The sequence below is a fragment of the Photorhabdus hainanensis genome (genome assembly GCF_018448965.1).
GTDB lineage: Bacteria > Pseudomonadota > Gammaproteobacteria > Enterobacterales > Enterobacteriaceae > Photorhabdus > Photorhabdus akhurstii.
This window is the reverse complement of the sequence record NZ_RCWD01000018.1, coordinates 8,522-28,777: the sequence shown is the minus strand read 5'-3', so window position 1 is coordinate 28,777 and position 20,256 is coordinate 8,522. Positions and strand designations below refer to the sequence as shown.

Sequence of the window (20,256 nt, the reverse complement as noted above, 5' to 3'; positions counted from 1 at the left end):
TAATTCCGCATCCAGATTAACGGGTAATAAAGCCCCGGCAAACGACTGCTGAGATGGACGTGATCGATCAGTAGGCAAATCCAGTAGAACAGGCGCGTCTGCCAGACTCATTCTCCAATAGTCAGATTGGATTTGTAACCGCTCCGCCGACAGCCACTGACGCTGCCAGGCGGCATAATCAGGATACTGAATTGCCAGTGGCGGCAACGGATCTGGCAGCCCCATTGAAAAAGCGGTATAGAGGGCGCTTAATTCGCGCATCAATACGCCAGCCGACCAGCCGTCTGACACAATATGATGCTGAGTCAGCAAAAAGACGTAATCATCGTCAGCCCGTTGTATCAGACCCGCTCGGATTAACGGACCACCAGCAAGATCAAACGGCGCCTCCGCTTCCTGTACACATAAACGCTCAAACTGTTTATCTGCATCAGACACTTTGCGCAAATCGTGTTTGCTCATCGGCAAACCCAATTCAGCCGGCAACAATTCGACTTTAGGCTGACCATCCACCGAGATAAAGATGGAACGCAAAGCCTCGTGACGGGCAAACAAGCGATTCAGCGCCTGCTGCCAGGCGACGATATCCAACTGACCATGTAAACGCAGGGCCATTGGGACATGATAGGTCTCGCTAACCCCCTCAAATTGCGCCAGGAACCATAGACGCTGTTGAGCAAATGACAAAGGTAATGCGCCGCCCTCGCGGGATATCGGTACCATAGCAGACACGCTATTGTTCTGTTCACCAAGCTGAATCCCCATTACCTCAGCAAAGGCTGCCAATGTCGGTGATTTAAACAACGTGGTCAGCGGCAATTCAATGCCTAAAGCCGCTATTCGGTTCATCATTCGCACCGCCAACAACGAATGGCCTCCTAGGGCAAAGAAGCTGTCATACCGCCCCACCTGTTCAATCCCCAATAATTCACACCAGATAGCCGCCAGCGCTATCTCTGTTTCGCCTTGTGGTGCTTCGTAAATCTGACGGGAAAATGCTTCTTCGTCCGGTGCCGGCAACGCTAGACGGTCCAGTTTTCCATTTGGCGTCAACGGCAGTGTATCCAAACGGACAAAAGCCGCCGGCATCATATAATCCGGCAAAACTGTGCTCAGATGAGTACGCAGGCTATTCGCCAACTCATCGTTTTCTTCTGCCGCCACCCAGGCTACCAAACGCTTATCGTGCCCCTGACCCAGCGCTAATACCACCGCTTCACGTACCGCCGGGTACTCTATTAATCGGGTCTCAATTTCACCCGGTTCAATCCGGAAGCCCCGAATTTTAATCTGCTGGTCATTACGACCAACAAATACTAAATTGCCATCTGGCAGATAACGGGCCAAATCCCCGGTCCGATACATCCGCGCATCCGGCATCTCACTAAACGGGTCATCTAAGAAGCGTTCAGTCGTCAGTTCAGGACGATTAAGGTAGCCACGCGCCACCCCCGCACCACTGACATACAACTCACCCACAACCCCCAATGGCACAAGCTGGCGGTAGGTGTCCAACAAATAAATCTGGGTGTTCGCCGTCGGATAGCCGATAGGCACTAACGTATCCGTGTAGTCTGGCGGACAACGCCAGCTCGTCGCACACACTGTGATTTCTGTCGGGCCATAGGCATTAAACACCGTCGCCCGACGACAAAGTGTCTGAAATAGTGCAGCACTAGGTGCTTCACCGCCTAATATCACTGTCGGTGTTATCGTCAGCGCAGGTAAATCTCCCCCATCCCGAAGCAAAGCCGGGGTCAAACAGGCATGGGTCACTGCCTGTTGTTCCAGATAATGCCAGAGGCGAAGCGGGTCCTGACGGACGATATCGACAGCAATAACCAGACAGGCCCCACTTCCCAACGCCATCATGATTTCCCAAACACTGGCATCAAAACTCAACGAGGCAAACTGCAACATCCGGCTATCCGAGTGAATGCCAAACTGAGTGATTTTATCCCGGATAAGATTGATTAGCCCACGATGCTCAACCATCACACCTTTTGGTGTGCCAGTTGAACCCGAGGTGTAAATCACATACGCCAGATGCTGCGCAGTCAGTGCGGTCACTTGCGGGTTACTATCCGGCTTATCCGGCAAAGTATTCGGATCCAGTACAGTGAGTCCTGCAAGCGCTTTCTCACCCAGTGCGATACATCCGGCATTATCCGCCAGCACAATAGCCGGTGCTGCATCAGTCAAAATATGTGCCAAACGTTCCCTCGGATAGGCCGGGTCCAATGGAACATAGGCTCCCCCCGCTTTCAATACAGCCAACAAGCCCATGACCATCGTCGGTGAACGTGTAACACAAATCGCCACTCGTTGGTCTGGCGCAATACCCAGCGCAATCAATTGATGGGCCAGGCGGTTAGCGCGAGTATTCAATTCCGCATAGCTGTACCTTTGTTCTTCATACACCAGTGCCGTGGCATCCGATTTTTTCTCCACTTGTTGTTCAAATAATTGATGGATATACAACGGATCAGAATAGGCAGTTTCAGTCGCATTCCAGGTTTTTAATAACAATGCGCGTTCAGACTCGGGCAAAATTTCCAATGTCCGTACCGGCGTTTCCGGGGCCAGCTCAAGTATTTCTGCCAAACTTTCCAGCGCTTGTTGCATATAACCGCACACCCGTTCCGGATCAAATGGCTGAACAATTTGCGCTGTTAGCCCCAGCGCATTACCAAAATCCTCCACCGATAGAGTCAGCGGATAGTTGGTACGTTCCTGCGCGCCAAGAAATTCAACGCCATTCATGATTTCATTCGAAGTCGCGGATAACGCACTGTGCCGGTAGTTCAACAAAGCACTAAAGAGTGGAACTTCACCTTGTACCCCACTGCAACGTTGAGCCAGCGCCAGTGAAGCGTGTTCATGCTCCAGTAATTCGGCTAACCGGGCATGTGCCGCCTGTACACTCCCCCGTACTGGGGTATTATTCATATCCAGCCGTAACGGCAAGGTATTGATAAATAGCCCCATACCGCTGTCAGCTCCTTGCCCTGTCTGCATCCGCCCAAACAATACGGTGCCGAATACCACTTTCTCCTGTCCGCTGGTACGCGACAATACCTGCGCCCAAGCCAGATGGCACAGCGCCGCCAGACTGACCCCCAAACGCCGAGCCTGACTACGCAAGCGGTTGTTCAGTATCGCGGGCAACATTCGGTACGATTGGGTCATCTGAGAACCATCCCGATGTACTTCCGTCAATCCGAACGGCAACGTCGGTTCATCCACATTTGCCAACATGTCAGTAAAGAAACGGGTATGCTCTGCCTGATTCACCCCAAGACGAACCTGAGCCACCAGATTGCGGAAAGGGACCGGTGCCGGTAAGCTCTCTTCCTGCCCGGCAAGGTACGCCTGAACTTCGCGGCTCATCACTTCCAATGCGGTATGATCGCCAATCAGATGATGCTGTAATTGCAGCGCAATCCAGCGACCATCCGTTTCCTGTGCAATAACAAAACGTAACAGTGGCGCCTGGCCCAGATCGAGACGATGCTGACGCGGATCAAAACGTTGAGCCAATTGCTCATAAACCGGCCCGTCAGCAGGATCTAATATCAGTTCCACAACTGATAACGGCGCCTGACGCCAGACTACCTGAACCGGCGCAGATAATCCTTGCCAGATAAAAGCAGTACGTAGAGTATCGTGGCGATTAACCACCTGTTGCACTGCCGCCAGATAACGATCCAACAATGAACGATCAGCAAAGACCATCTGGCTGACCAATAGATATGGATCGCCTTCATTACTTAATAAGTGGTGGAACAGAATCCCGTCCTGCAACGGTGACAAAGCATAGATATCCTGAATATTAGTCATCCCACATGGTACTTGTGCAATGATATGGTCAATCTCAGTTTGGGTCAGCTCAACCAACGGCAACATTTCAGGTGTGAGTGCCGTGGTGGCCGGTGTGATGACATTCTCCGGCACCACCACCGCTTGTGACTGCCCTACTGTTTGGGCAAATGCGGACAACACCGGAGATTGGAACAGATCATACACCGCCAGCGTTAATCCCGCGTTACGCAGACGTTCAATCATTCGCACCGCAAGCAGAGAATGGCCGCCCAAGGCAAAGAAACTGTCATGCCGACTGATCTGTTCGATACCCAACAACTCGCCCCAGATAGCGGCCAATAAGGTTTCTGTTTCCCCTTCCGGCGCTGCATAAACCTGACGAGCAAAGGCATCCGCCCCCGGCGCTGGCAGTGCTCGGCGATCCAGCTTACCGCTTGGGGTCAGAGGGAAGGCATTCAGGCGTACAAAAGCGGCCGGCACCATATAATCAGGCAAAATGGCGCTCAGATATTCACGCAGGCTCGCCGTCAATCCGTCATCGGGCTCTGCCACCACATAAGCCACCAGCCGCTTGTCCTGCCCGTCACTTAACGCCAGCACCAACGCGCCACTTACCGCAGGATGCTCCGTCAGCCGCGTTTCAATTTCTTCCGGCTCAATACGGAACCCCCTGATTTTAACCTGCTGATCGTTACGGCCAACGAATACCAGATTGCCGTCCGGCAGGTAACGGGCTAAATCCCCGGTGCGATACTGGCGGGCATCAGGTTCATTACTAAACGGATCTGTTAGGAAACGTTCAGCGGTCAACTCAGGACGATTGAGATAACCACGAGCAACACCCACGCCACCGATATACAATTCCCCCACTGCCCCCAACGGTACCGGCTGACCATAAGCATCCAGCAGATAAACCCGTGTGTTGGTTGTTGGGCGTCCAATAGGAACCCATGCATCCGTATAGTCTGATGGGCAAGACCAAGAGGTGGCGCAAACCGTAATTTCCGTCGGGCCATAATCATTGAATAAATTTGCCCGATCACACAACGTCCGGAACAGGGTTGAACCTGGCGCTTCTCCTGCAAATATTAACGTAGGCTTTATCGTTATTACCGGTAAATCGCTCTCTTCCCGGAACAGAGCCGGTGGCAGGAAAACGTGCGTTACTGCTTGTTTTTCGAGATAAGACCAAAGACGACGCGGATCATGACGGATGATATCGGTAGGAATAACCAGACAGGCCCCGCCACTTAACGCGGTCATGATTTCCGAAACACTGGCATCAAAACCCGATGAAGCAAATTGCAATATCCGACTGGTTTCATTAACGCTAAATCGGGTAATTTGAGCCAGAGCCAAGTTAACTACCCCGCGATGTTCGACCATCACCCCTTTCGGCGTGCCGGTCGAACCTGAGGTGTAAACCACATAGGCCAAATGTCGTTCAGTCAATTCAGGTATCTGCGGATTACTGTCCGCCTGGTCAAACTGAATATTCGGATCGAGCATAATCAGGTCTGCAAGCGCTTTCTCACCCAACGCAGCACGTCCGGTATTATCCGCCAACAAAATAGCCGGCTCGGCATCAGCCAGAATATGCCCCAGACGCTCGCCAGAATAAGTCGGATCCAGTGGCACATAGGCGCCCCCGGCTTTCAGCACCGCTAACAACCCGATTATCATTGCTGGCGAACGTGCCACACAAATCGCCACTCGCTGATCCGGCATTACACCCAACGTAATCAGTTGATGCGCCAGCCGATTAGCACGCGCATTTAATTCAGTATAACTGAGGATGTGCCGCTCATAGACTAGCGCCGTGGCATCCGGATTTTTCTCTGCCCATTGCTCAAACAGTCGGTGAATACAACTGTGATCTGGATACGACATTTCGGTCGTGTTCCAAGTTTCCAATAACAGTTTGCGTTCCGCCACGGTCAGGATATCGATTTTCCCGACCGGCTGTTGAGGGTTAGCCGCCATCGCCCGCAGTACGGTATGGAGATAGCCCACCTGCCGCTCAATAGTCGCTTGATCAAATAGCGCGGCGGCATAATTCAGATAACCGACAATTTGGCCGTCCACCTCAGACAGGCTCAATTCAAGATCAAATTTAGCGATATCGATGAGTTGCTCGACAGGTGAAACCGTCAATCCCGGCAGCCGCCATTCCGTGTTCTCATTATTCTGCCAGGCAAACATCACCTGAAACAGCGGGGTATGCGCCAGTCGACGTGGCGGTTGCACGATTTCCACCACCTGCTCAAAAGGCAGGTCCTGATATTCCTGTGCCGCCAGCGCGGTTTGTCTCACCCGCGCCAGCAATTCCGCCACATTCAGCGCACCGGATAAATCCATACGCAACGCCAGAGTATTCACAAAGAAACCAATCAGAGATTCCACTTCCTGCCGACTACGACCGGCACTCGGCGTACCGATAACCAGATCTTCCTGGCCTGATAGACGCGACAGAACCGTCGCCCAAGCCGCTAACAGGGTCATAAATAACGTGACGCCCTGCTGCTCACTCAAACGTTTAAGGGATTGAGTTAACTCCGCATCCAGACTGACGGGCAAGATATTTCCGGCAAATGACTGCTGAGGCGGACGTGGCCGATCAGTAGGCAAATCCAAGAGAATCGGTGCATCGATCAGTCTCGCACGCCAATAATCAGATTGGGACTGTATACGTTCAGCCGATAGCCATTGACGCTGCCAAGCAGCGTAATCAGGATACTGAATCGTCAACGGAGACAATGGGTCCGGTTGCCCGGTAAGAAAAGCGGTGTAAAGGGTGTTCAATTCACGCATCAATACGCTGACAGACCAGCCATCGAAAATAATATGATGCTGAGTCAGCAGGAAAACGTGTTCATCATTAGCCAGTTGTACCAGAGCGGAACGAATTAACGGGCCACGAGCAAGATCAAACGGCGTACCAATTTCCTGAACAGAGAAAGACGCAAGCTGCGCCTCCACATCAGGTGTGTTACGCAGATCATATTGCTTCATCGGCAAGCACAATGCCGCCGACAACAATTCCACCTGCGGCTGGCCGTCAACAGCAACAAAAACAGAACGCAACGCTTCGTGACGGGCAAACAGCGTATCAAGCGCCCGTTGCCAAGCGGCGATATCCAGGCGACCCTGCAAACGCAAAGCTAGCGGAATATGATAAGTCTCACTCACCCCCTCAAACTGCGCCAAGAACCACAGACGCTGTTGCGCAAATGACAACGGCAATTGGCCTTCACGGGACAGCGGAATGATAGCAGGCAATGCCTCGCCTGATGCATCAAACCGGGCACGCATCGCCTCAGCAAAGGCCATCAACGACGGGAATCTAAACAGCGTGGACAGCGGTAATTCAATCCCTAACGCCGCTAGCCGGTTTATCATTCGCACCGCCAACAGCGAATGGCCGCCCAGTGCGAAAAAGTTGTCATACCGGCTAATCCGCTCAACACCCAGTAATTCACGCCAGATAGCGGCCAGTGTGGTTTCCATCTCCCCTGACGGCTCGGCGTAAATTTGCCGGGCAAAATCTTCTTCCCCCGGTACCGGTAGCGCCCGACGATCCAGCTTGCCATTCGGCGTCAGCGGGAAAGCATCCAGGCGGACAAAAGCGGCCGGCACCATATAATCCGGTAACACCGCACTTAAGTGAGTACGCAGACGATTGACCAACTCTTCATTCGCTTCTGCCGCCACATAAGCCACCAACCGTTTGTCCTGACCATCGCCCAACACCAGAACAACGGCTTCACTCACCACCGGATGTTCCATCAGCCGGGCTTCAATTTCCCCCGGTTCAATGCGGAAACCACGAATTTTCACCTGCTGGTCATTACGGCCCAGGAATTCCAGATTGCCGTCCGGCAGGTAACGGGCCAAATCCCCGGTGCGGTACAGGCTGGCATCGGGTTTATCACTAAACGGATCAGCCAGGAAGCGCTCTGCGGTCAGTTCAGGACGATTAAGATAGCCACAGGCAACCCCATCTCCACCGATATAAATTTCCCCTTCCGCACCCAACGGTACTGGTTGACCACTTGTATCCAACAGATAAATTCGCGTATTGGCTATCGGTCGACCAATAGGGATTCTCACCACTTCCGACGGTAACACGGTAATACGGTAGGTGCTGGTAAAGGTGGTCCCTTCACTTGGTCCATAAGCATTCAATAATTGTTGAGGTGGGTTATTACGCAGAACCTGCTTAATCACATGTGGCTCCAACACATCGCCGCCGACCATCAGGATTTTGAGCTGCGGGAGAGCCGGGGACAACTCTGCCGCCAGCTGGTTAAACAGCCCGACACTCAGCCACAGTACGGTAATGCGGTAAGTCTGTAATGCCTGAGCAAACTCTTTAGACGTCAACAAAGTCGCATGATCAATCACCACCAGCGTACCGCCATTGAGCAACGGCGACCAAACCTCAAAGGTGCTGGCATCGAAAGCTGGATTAGCTTCAAACGCCACCCGATCATCCGGCCCAATTTCGGCGTACCCGTTATTGATGACCAGTCTAACTACCGCCCGATGCGGTACCATTACCCCTTTGGGTGTACCAGTCGAGCCGGAGGTATACATAATATAAGCCGGCTCAGTACTGGAGCGGGGTAAGTCAGGATTGCGGTAATCCTCCGTCCTGATAGCGCCGCTCTCATCGGCCAGGTCAACCGGGATATCGGTAAGCAATAATTTGGCTGAACAGTCGGTTATCAGCCAGTGTTTTCGCTCATCCGGCACTCGGGGATCGATCGGCACATAAACGGCCCCGGCCTTGAGGATAGCCAACTGAGCCACCACCAGTTCAATAGAGCGTTCTAACTGCACAGCGACCCGGTTATCGGGCTGGACCCCCTGCCCAATTAACCAGTGAGCCACCCGGTTGGCGCGAGCATTTAATTCGGCATAGTTGAGAATGTGTTCTCCATACACCAGCGCTATCGCATCCGGGGTGTTTTCTGCCTGTTGTTCAAACAGCCGGTGAATACAACACTGGTCAGGATATGGCGCCTGGGTCGCATTCCACGTCTCCAGCAACAGCCTTTTTTCTGCTGCCGGCAAGATATTCAACAACCGTACTGGAGCCTCCGGCTGCCGCTCAAGCGCCTCCGCCAGACTTTCCAGCGCCTGTTGCATATAACCACATATCCGCTCTGGATCAATCGGTTGAACGATTTGCGCCGTCAATCCCAGTGCGTGACCAAAATCCTCCACCGACAAGACAAACGGATAGTTCGTGCGCTCTTGCTCGCTAAGGACTTCAATACCACTGATGATTGCGTCTGTGGTAATTGGCTGCGCACTATGCCGGTAGTTCAGTAACGCGCTAAAGAGAGGAACTTCCCCCGATACCCCACTGCAACGTTGAGCCAGCGCCAATGACGCATGCTCATGCGCCAGCAACCCAGCTAACCGGGTATGGGCTAACCGCACACTCTCCTGCACCGGGGTATCATCCATATCCAGCCGCAACGGCAAGGTATTGATAAACAGCCCCATGCCGCTGTCAGCCCCTTGCCCTGCCTGCATCCGCCCAAACAGCACGGTGCCGAACACCACTTTCGTCTGTCCGCTGGTACGTGACAACACCTGCGCCCAAGCTAGATGGCATAACGCAGCCAAACTGACGCCCAGACACCGGGCCTGACTGCGTAGACGATCACTTAACGTAATGGGTAACATCCGGTGCGATTCCGTCACTTGCGAACCATCCCGATGCACTTCCGTCAACTCGAACGGCAGCGTTGGCTCGTCCACTTCAACCAACATGTCAGCAAAGAAGCGGGTATGTTCAGCCTGGCTCACCCCCAACCGGGCCTGAGCCACCAAATTACGGAAAGGAACCGGCGCGGGCAAGCTCTCTTCCTGTCCGGCAAGATAAGCCTGAACCTCACGGTTCATCACTTCCAGCGTCGTATGGTCGCCAATCAGATGATGCAGCAATTGCAGTACGCACCAGCGGCCATCCTCCTCCTGCGCTACCGCGAAGCGCAACAAAGGTGCTTGGTTCAGGTCGAGACGATGATGACGCGGGTCAAAATGTTGTGCCAACTGGTCACGGACCGGCCCATCAACCGGGTTCAATGTCAGTTCAATGACTGACAATTGAGCCTGACGCCATACCACCTGAGCCGGAACCGATAACCCTTGCCAAACAAAGGCGGTACGTAGAACATCGTGACGATTAATCACCTGTTGCACTGCCGCCAGATAACGATCCAACAAAGAACGATCAGCAAAGATCATTTGGCTGATCAATAGATACGGATCTCCTTTATTCACCAACAAATGGTGAAACAGGATGCCGTCCTGCAACGGTGACAGGGCATAGATATCCTGAATATTGGCAACCCCACCCGGTACTTGTTCAATGATATGGTCAATTTCAAGCTGAGTTAGATCAATCAACGGCAACATTTCGGGTGTAAATACTTTGATCTCCGGGGTAATGACATTTGCCGGCACTATCACCGTCTGTGATTGCCCTACTGTTTGGGCAAATTCAGATAACACGGGGGATTGGAATAAATCACGGACCGCCAGGGTTAACCCGGCATTACGCAGACGTTCAACCATCCGTACCGCCAGCAACGAATGACCGCCCAGAGCAAAGAAGCTGTCATGCCGACTGATCTGTTCAATACCCAACAACTCGCTCCAGACAGCGGCCAATAAGGTTTCTGTCTCTCCTTGCGGCGCGGCATAAACCTGACGGGCAAAGGCTTCCTCCCCCGGCGCTGGCAACGCTCGGCGATCCAGTTTGCCATTTGGCGTCAACGGCAAGGTATCCAAGCGTACAAAGGCCGCCGGTACCATATAATCCGGCAAAATGGCGCTCAGATAGGCACGTAAGCTGTTAACCAACCGGTTATCTGTTTCTGCCGCCACATAAGCCACCAACCGTTTATCCTGATCGTCACCCAAAGCCAGCACTAGCGCTTCACTTACCGCCGGGTGCTCCAGCAATCGGGCTTCGATTTCCTCCGGTTCAATACGGAAACCGCGGATTTTCACCTGCTGGTCATTACGGCCCAGGAATTCCAGATTGCCATCCGGCCGATAGCGGGCCAAATCCCCAGTGCGATACAGGCGGGCATCTGGCTCACCACTAAACGGATCGGCCAGAAAACGTTCTGTCGTCAAATCAGGGCGGTTGAGATAACCTCGTGCTACCCCCACACCGCCAATATACATCTCTCCAACCGCGCCTAACGGCACCGGCTGGCCGTTAGTATTTAGCAAATAAATTCGTGTGTTAGCTGTCGGACGCCCAATAGCAATGACGCCCTCAGTGTAGTCCGACGGACAACGCCAGGTAGCCGCACACACCGTGATTTCTGTTGGTCCATAGGCATTAAACACCGTTGCCCGACGACTCAACGCCTGAAGCAGTGTTGCACTCGGCGCCTCACCACCGAGTATCAACGTCGGTCTTATTGTCATCTCCGGCACATCACTCCCTTCCCGGAGCAAAGCAGGAGTCAGGCAAGCATGGGTTATCGCCTGTTCTTCCAGATAATGCCAGAGATAGCGAGGCTCCTGGCGAACCATGTCAGCAGGGATAGTCAAAGCGGCCCCACTGCACAATGCCATCAGGGTTTCCCAGACACTGGCATCAAAGCCAAATGAGGCAAACTGCAACATTCGGCTCCCCGGATGAATATCAAACTGAACAATTTTTTCCTGAATCAGGTTAACCAACCCACGATGTTCGACCATCACTCCCTTTGGTATGCCGGTCGAACCGGAGGTATAAATCACATACGCCAGATGGCGTGGGGTTAATGCCGGTACCTGCGGGTTGCTCTCCGGGTAGTTGGGCAATGAATTTGGGTCCAGTACAGTTAACGCCGCCAGTACTTTTTCGCCTAACGCGGCACGTCCAGCATCATCCGCCAGCACAATGGCCGGCGCCGAATCGGTTAAAATATGAACCAGACGTTCCCCCGGATAAGCCGGGTCTAGCGGTACATAAGCACCACCCGCTTTCAGTACTGCCAGCAGCCCCACTATCCGCGCCGACGAACTCGCGACACAGATTGCCACCCGCTTATCCGGTACCACTCCTAACGTAATCAGTTGATGCGCCAGCCGATTAGCACGGGCATTTAATTCGACATAACTGAGGGCTTGTCCTGCATACACCAACGCTGTGGCATTCGGATTTCTCTCCACCCATTGTTCAAACAATCGGTGAATACAACCGTGATCTGGATACGACATTTCGGTCGCGTTCCAAATTTTCAATAACAACTTGCGTTCCGCCACGGTCAGGATATCGATTTTCCCGACCGGCTGTTGAGGGTTAGTCGCCATCGCCCGCAATACGGTATGGAGATAGCCCACCTGCCGCTCAATGGTCGCTTGATCAAATAGAGCGGTGGCATAGTTCAGATAACCGACAATTCGGCCGTCCGCCTCAGACAGGCTCAATTCAAGATCAAATTTAGCGATATCGATGAGCTGATCGGCAGGTGAAACCGCCAGTCCCGGTAGTTGCCATTCCGTGTTCTCGTTGTTCTGCCAGGCAAATATCACTTGGAACAGCGGAGTGTGCGCCAGTCGGCGCGGCGGTTGCACAATTTCCACCACCTGTTCAAATGGCAGGTCCTGATGCTCCTGTGCCGCCAACGCGGTTTGCCGTACCTGCGCCAGCAATTCCGTCACATTCAGCCCACCGGATAAATCTATCCGCAACGCCAGCGTATTCACAAAGAAACCAATCAAGGATTCCACTTCCTGCCGACCGCGACCGGCACTTGGCGTACCGATAACCAGATCTTCCAGACCTGACAGGCGTGACAGTACTACTGCCCAGGCCGCTAACACGGTCATAAATAGCGTAACGCCCTGTTGCTCACTCAGGCGTTTAAGAGATTGGGTTAATTCCGCATCCAGACTGACGGGCAATAAGGCCCCGGCAAATGACTGCTGAGGCGGACGTGGCCGGTCAGTAGGCAAATCCAATAGAACCGGCGCATCAATCAGTCGCGTACGCCAATAATCAGACTGGGACTGTACGCGTTCAGCCGACAACCATTGATGCTGCCAGGCGGCGTAATCAGGATACTGAATCATCAGCGGTGGTAGCGGATCTGACTGCCCCGCCAGAAACGCGGTATAAAGGGTGCTTAATTCACGCATCAACACGCTGACAGACCAACCATCGAAAACAATATGATGCAGGGTCAACAAGAAAACGTGATCATCATCAGCCAGTTGTATCAGACTGGCACGAATTAATGGACCACGAGCAAGATCAAACGGTGTTTCAACTTCCTGAGCAGAGAGAGACGCAAGCTGCGCCTCCACATCAGGCGTGTCACGCAGATCATATTTTCTCATCGGCAAGCCTGATGCCGCCGACAACAACTCCACCTGCGGTTGACCATCGACAGCAATGAAGACAGAGCGCAACCCTTCATGACGGGCAAACAGTGTATCAAGCGCCTGTTGCCAGGCGGCGATATTCAGCCGACCACGCAAACGCAGGGCCAACGGAATATGATAGGTCTCACTCACCCCGTCAAACTGGGCCAAGAACCACAGACGCTGTTGCGCAAATGACAACGGCAATTTACCCTCACGGGATAGCGGAACGATAGCGGGCAATACCTCGCCTGACTCATCAAACCGGGTACGCATCGCCTCAGCAAAGGCCATCAAAGACGGGAATCTAAACAGCGTGGACAATGGCAATTCAATCCCCAACGCCGCTAGCCGGTTCATCATCCGCACTGCCAACAACGAATGACCGCCTAAAGCGAAAAAGTTGTCATACCGGCTAATCCGCTCGACACCCAGTAATTCACGCCAGAGAGTCGCCAATGTGGTTTCCATCTCTCCTAACGGCGCAGCGTAAATCTGCCGGGCAAAATCTTCTTCCCCCGGCACCGGTAATGCCCGCCGATCCAGTTTGCCGTTCGGCGTCAACGGGAAGGTATCCAGACGCACAAAAGCAGCCGGCACCATATAATCCGGTAAAATCGTACTTAAGTGAGTATGCAGACGGTTAACCAATGCTTCATCCGTTTCGGCCACCACATAAGCCACCAGCCGTTTATCCTGACCATCATCTAACGCCAGCACAACCGCTTCACTCACCGCCGGGTGTTCCATCAGCCGGGCTTCGATTTCCCCCGGCTCAATGCGGAAACCTCGGATTTTCACCTGTTGGTCATTTCGGCCCAGGAACTCCAGATTGCCATCCGGCAGGTAACGAGCCAAATCCCCGGCGCGGTACATCCGGGCATCTGGAATATGACTAAACCGATCTATTAAGAAACGTTCCGCAGTCAGCTCAGGACGATTGAGATAACCCCGTGCCACGCCGGCCCCGCCAATATATAACTCACCTACAGCGCCTAACGGTACTGGCTGACCATACTTATCCAATAAATAAAGGGTTAAGTCCGGGATGCGCGTACCAATAGGACTGGTTGTCTGTTCTGCATCATAACGGCCCAGCGCCCGGTAAGTGACGTGAACCGTGGTCTCGGTGATACCGTACATATTCACCAACTGAGGCAACGTCTCCTCACGCAGAGCGTACCACGGCTTCAAAATACTCGGATCAAGGGCTTCCCCGCCAAAGATGACATAGCGCAAACAGTCCGGTAACGGATTGGCGACATAACTGGCAATAAAGGCTTTGAAGGCACTGGGGGTCTGATTCAACACCGTGATGCCGTGCTGACACACGAATTGATGCAGCTCCTGGGGTGAACGGGCAATCGCGTGCGGAACCAGCACCAGTTTAGCGCCGTAGCGTAACGCTCCCCATAATTCCCATACCGAGAAGTCAAACGCAATGGAATGGAACAGGCACCAAATATCTTGCCGGTTAAAGTGATACCAGAATTTGGTCGCGTCAAACAAGCGCAGGATATGACGATGTTCGACCATTACCCCTTTCGGCGTACCGGTCGAACCCGAGGTGTAAATCACATAGGCCAGATGCTGTGCCGTCAATGCCGGCACTTGCGGGTTACTGTCCGGCTGATCAGGCAAGCTATTCGGATCAAGTACCGTCAGCCCTTCCAGTGCGTCCTCTCCCAACGCATCGCACCCGACGTTATCCGCCAGCAAAATAGCGGGGGCCGCGTCGGTCAGGATATGCGCCAGGCGCTCACTGGTATAGACCGGGTCCAGCGGCACATAGGCGCCGCCGGCTTTCAACACCGCTAATACCCCCACCACCATTGCCGGTGAACGTGACACGCAAACCGCCACCCGTTGGTCCGGTGTAACGCCCAACGTTATCAGTTGGTGCGCCAGACGGTTGGCTCGAGCATTGAGTTCAGCATAGCTGAGGATCTGTTCTTCATACACCAGTGCTGTGGCATCTGGACTTTTCTCTGCCCATTGCTCAAACAGTCGGTGAATACAACCGTGATCTGGATACGACGTTTCAGTTGTATTCCAGGTTTCCAACAACAGCTTTTTTTCCGCTGTCGGCAAGATATTCAGTGCTCGTACCGGCATCTCCGGATACTGTTCAAGCGCCGCGGCCAGACTTTCCAGCGCCTGTTGCATATAACCGCATACACGTTCTGATTCAAATGGCCGCACCACCTGAGCGGTCAATCCCAACGTAGAACCGCCGTCCTCTACTGACAGCACAAACGGATAGTTAGTTCGCTCCTGTGCGCCCAAGAATTCAATACCCGGTACTACTTTATTTGGGAGCGTCGGTTGATCATTATGTCGATAGTTCAGTAAGGCACTAAAAAGCGGAGTTTCTCCTGGTACTCCACTGCAACGCTGAGCCAATGCCAGTGAGGCATGTTCATGATCCAACAATTCCGCCAGCCGGGTATGCGCAGCATGTACACTGTCCTGTACCGAAGCATCATTTATATCCAGTCGTAACGGCAATGTATTGATAAACAGCCCCATACCGCTGTCAGCGCCTTGCCCCGCTTGCATCCGACCAAACAATACGGTACCGAACACCACTTTCGTCTGTCCGCTGGTATGTGACAACACCTGTGCCCAGGCCAGATGGCACAAAGTCGCCAAACTGACGCCCAGACGCCGGGCCTGGCTGCGCAGGCGGTCATTCAACTTAGTGGATAACATCCGGTGCGATTCCGTCACCTGCGAACCATCCCGATGCACCTCCGTCAACCCGAATGGCAGCGTCGGTTGATCCACCTCATCCAACATGTCAGTAAAGAAGCGGGTATGTTCAGCCTCACTCATCCCCAATCGGGCCTGAGCCACTAGATTACGGAAAGGGATCGGCACAGGTAAGTTCCCTTCCTGCCCGGCAAGATAAGCCTGAATTTCACCATTCATCACTTCCAGCGTCGTATGGTCGCCAATCAGATGATGCAGCAATTGCAGTACGCTCCAACGACCATCCTCTTCCTGCGCTACCGCAAAGTGCAATAAGGGTGCTTGGTTCAAATCAAGGCGATAATGTTGTAAGTCAAAATGTTGAGCTAACTGATCACGGACCGGTCCATCAATCGGGTCTAGCGTCAGTTCAGTGACTGATAATTGAGCCTGACGCCAAACCACCTGAACCGGCGCTGATAATCCTTGCCAAACAAAGGCGGTACGCAGAATATCGTGACGGTTAACCACCTGTTGCACTGCCACTAAATAACTGTCCAACAGGGCGCGGTCAGCAAAGATCATCTGGCTAACAAATAGATACGGGTCACCCTTATTCGCCAGCAGATGATGGAACAAAATACCGTCCTGCAATGGTGACAGGGCATAAATATCCTGAATATTGGCAACCCCACCCGGTACCTGGGCCACAATATGGTCAATCTCAGTCTGAGTTAGATCAATCAACGGCAACATTTCGGGTGTAAGTACCGAGGTTGCCGGGGTAATAACATTCGCCAGCACCAATAGCGCCGGTGATTGCCCTACTGTTTGGGCAAATTCAGATAGCACCGGGGATTGGAATAAATCACGTACTGCCAGTGTTAACCCCACATTACGCAGACGTTCAATCATTCGTACCGCCAGCAACGAATGACCACCCAAGGCAAAGAAACTGTCGTGCCGACTGACCTGTTCAATGCCCAACAACTCACTCCAGACAGCAGCTAACAGAGTTTCTATCTCCCCTTGCGGCGCGGCATAAACCTGACGGGCGAAGGCTTCCGCCCCTGGCGCGGGCAACGCTCGGCGATCCAGTTTGCCGTTTGGCGTCAACGGAAAGGTATCCAAGCGTACAAAGGCTGCTGGTACCATATAATCCGGCAAAATGGCGCTCAGATAGGCACGCAAGCTGTTAACTAGCCCGTCATCTGCTTCTGCCGCCACATAAGCCGCCAGCCGTTTATCCTGACCATCGTCCAGAGCCAGCACCAGTGCTTCGTTCACCGCCGGGTGTTCCAGCAATCGAGCTTCAATTTCCCCCGGTTCAATACGGAAACCACGGATTTTCACCTGCTGGTCATTTCGGCCCAAAAATTCCAGATTGCCATCCGGCAGGTAGCGGGCCAAATCCCCGGTCCGGTACAGACGGGCATTGGGTTCACCACTAAACGGATCGGCCAGAAAACGTTCCGCTGTCAAATCAGGGCGGTTGAGATAGCCTCGTGCTACCCCCACACCGCCAATATACAGCTCACCGACCGCGCCTAACGGCACTGGCTGGCCGTCAGTATTCAACAAATAAATCTGTGTGTTAGCTGTCGGACGTCCAATCGCAATGACGCCCTCAGTGTAGTCTGACGGACAACGCCAGGTAGCCGCACACACCGTGATTTCCGTTGGACCATACGCATTAAACACCGTTGCCCGACGACTCAGTGCCTGAATCAGCGCCGCGCTAGGCGCCTCACCACCGAGTATCAACGTCGGTCTTATTGTCATCTCCGGCAGATCGACCCCCTCCCGGAGCAAGGCTGGGGTCAAACAAGCATGGGTTATCGCCTGTTCTTCCAGATAATGCCAGAGATAACGAGGTTCCTGACGAATCATGTCGGCCGGGATCGCCAAAGCAGCCCCACTGCACAATGCCATCAGGATTTCCCAGACACTCGCATCAAAACCAAATGAGGCAAACTGCAACATCCGGCTCCCCGGATGAATATCAAACTGAACAATTTTTTCCTGAATCAGATTAACCAGCCCATGATGTTCGACCATCACTCCCTTTGGTATGCCGGTCGAACCGGAGGTATAAATCACATACGCCAGATGGCGTGGGGTTAATGCCGGTACCTGCGGGTTGCTCTCCGGGTAGTTGGGCAATGAATTCGGATCCAACACGGTCAGTGCCGCCAGTACTTTTTCGCCTAACGCGGCACGTCCAGTATCATCTGCCAGTACAATAGCTGGCGCAGAATCGGTTAAAATATGAACCAGACGTTCCCCCGGATAAGCCGGATCTAGCGGTACATAGGCGCCTCCGGCTTTCAGTACTGCCAGCAGACCCACTATCCGCGCCGACGAACTCGCGACACAAATTGCCACCCGCTGCTCTGGTGAGACTCCCAACGTAATCAGTTGATGCGCCAGCCGATTGGCGCGGGCATTTAATTCGGCATAGTTGAGAACGCGTTCTTCATACATCAGCGCTATAGCGTCAGGAGCTTTCTCCACCTGTAGTTCAAACAGCCGATGAATACATAACCGGTTAGGATATACCGTTTCAGTCGCGTTCCAGGTTTCCAGCAGCAGCGTGCGTTCAGCGTCAGGCAACAAATTAAGTTGCCAGATGGGAATGTCATTCCGTTCTTCTGCCGATAATGCCAACACCTGTAAATGTTCACTCATCCGCTGAACCACTTCCGCACTCAAACGGTTTATATCGTAAATCCAGCGAAAACCACCCTGAGTATTTATCTGGAGTGTCAGCAATTCACCTAATGCATTCTGCTGCCACGGTTTGTCATCCGGCATGAAAGAGACGGCAATTCGCCACGGGCGACTTGTTGTTAATGCCGGGATAACACACAGGGAAGGAGAACGAGAAAGGAGATCACGGCAAAATGTACGATGCTGCGTCAGCCGTACAAGCTCATCCTCCATCCAATTCGCTACCGCATACCACGGTTGATCAAACTCCACCTTAACAGTCATTGGCACCACTGGCGCCAAAACAGACAACACATCCGATTCATCTTTTACCCTATCCACACACCAGCCGATTTGGAACTCGGTTTGATGCGTCAAGCGTGCAAGATAGATAGCAAATGTCTGTAACAGTGTCTGCAATGGTCTTTTTTCACCATTTTCTAACTTTTCACCATTTTCCAACAACGGAGATTGCCAGGCACTTAATGCCCAGTCCGGTGCTACCGACTTCCCGGCAGTTTCGAAAGGTAATTGAAGCGGCAGAAAAGAGGCAAGACACTCACGCCAGAATGATTCACTAGGCGCAAGCGCCTGGAGGATATCTTTTACATTCTCAGTCTGTTGCGAAGAAAATAGAGGCAACTGCTTGCCGGGCCTGAGTTCTGATATATCGGCAAGTTCCCCGGCGGAAAGTAATTTACCTTCAAGTGTGGCAAACCCTCCGATCCTAACATCCTCACTTCCGGTTGTTACCTGCCAGGCATCCTCCTCTACAGCAATCAACGTACCGGGCGCCCCTTCAGAATAGTGATTCATCCGTTGAAGCCAGGAAATTCGTACTGTGCCCCATTTCAGTAACAATTTCGGGCAACCCAGTGGATTTAAATAATTTTCGCCAAAATCTAATGCCCGTACTAAAGCTGAAAGTGCTTCACCCGGCTGCTGCCAACACAGATACCCCCCACCATCTGGACGACGAGATTGAGCATAAAAACTCCGTTGTGTCAGATCCTGCGGATAAGTCGCCAACTTTTCCTGCTCAAGATCCCGAAGCAATTTGATAAACCCTTCCTGAGCTGCCTGATAACATTTCAGATTCAATGAAAATGCATTATCGTGCTCCTCAATAGATACCGGCCATTGCACCGCTATATCACCAGTGTCCACCCCCGCCTCAATACAATGCCACGAAATGGCGTAATGCGCCTCCCGCGCTAACAGTGCCCAAGAAGTTGCATGACTGCCTGCATAACGTGGCAAGGGGCTATTGTGATAGTTAAAAGCACCGCAGCGAATTTGCCCAATCAGCGACATAGGCAGGATAATCGGATTAACAATTGAGAAAAGCCAATCCACAGGGTGTTGTGCAATTTGCTCTTGTAATGCCTCGACAGAGTTCACACAAATAATCCCTTGCCGGGTAGCCCATGTTTGCAGAACGGTATCGGTAGTCAGTATTGCTTGTATCGTATGCCCGGCTGCTTGAATTTGTTCAGCACAGAATATTGCAAGGGTCGTTCCCCCGACCACGACGCAACTACGTGACAGAGAAGGTATATTCTTTACGTTATTGGTTATATTTTCTGATGTCTGAGAAAGAAGTTCGGCTTTAAAGATACTTTCCGCTTTTTTAGTAATGTTATCTTTCAT

Annotated in this window: 1 protein-coding gene (running past one end of the window); it reads right to left on the bottom strand. The window is 52.7% G+C overall.

The features are described from left to right. On the bottom strand, positions 1-20,256 hold the beginning of the coding sequence (locus tag EAE92_RS12610; protein ID WP_214068332.1) for a non-ribosomal peptide synthase/polyketide synthase. The gene continues 28,878 nt to the left of window position 1, outside the view; 20,256 of the gene's 49,134 nt are visible here — the first part of the coding sequence; the start codon lies at positions 20,254-20,256; its stop codon lies off the left edge, out of view.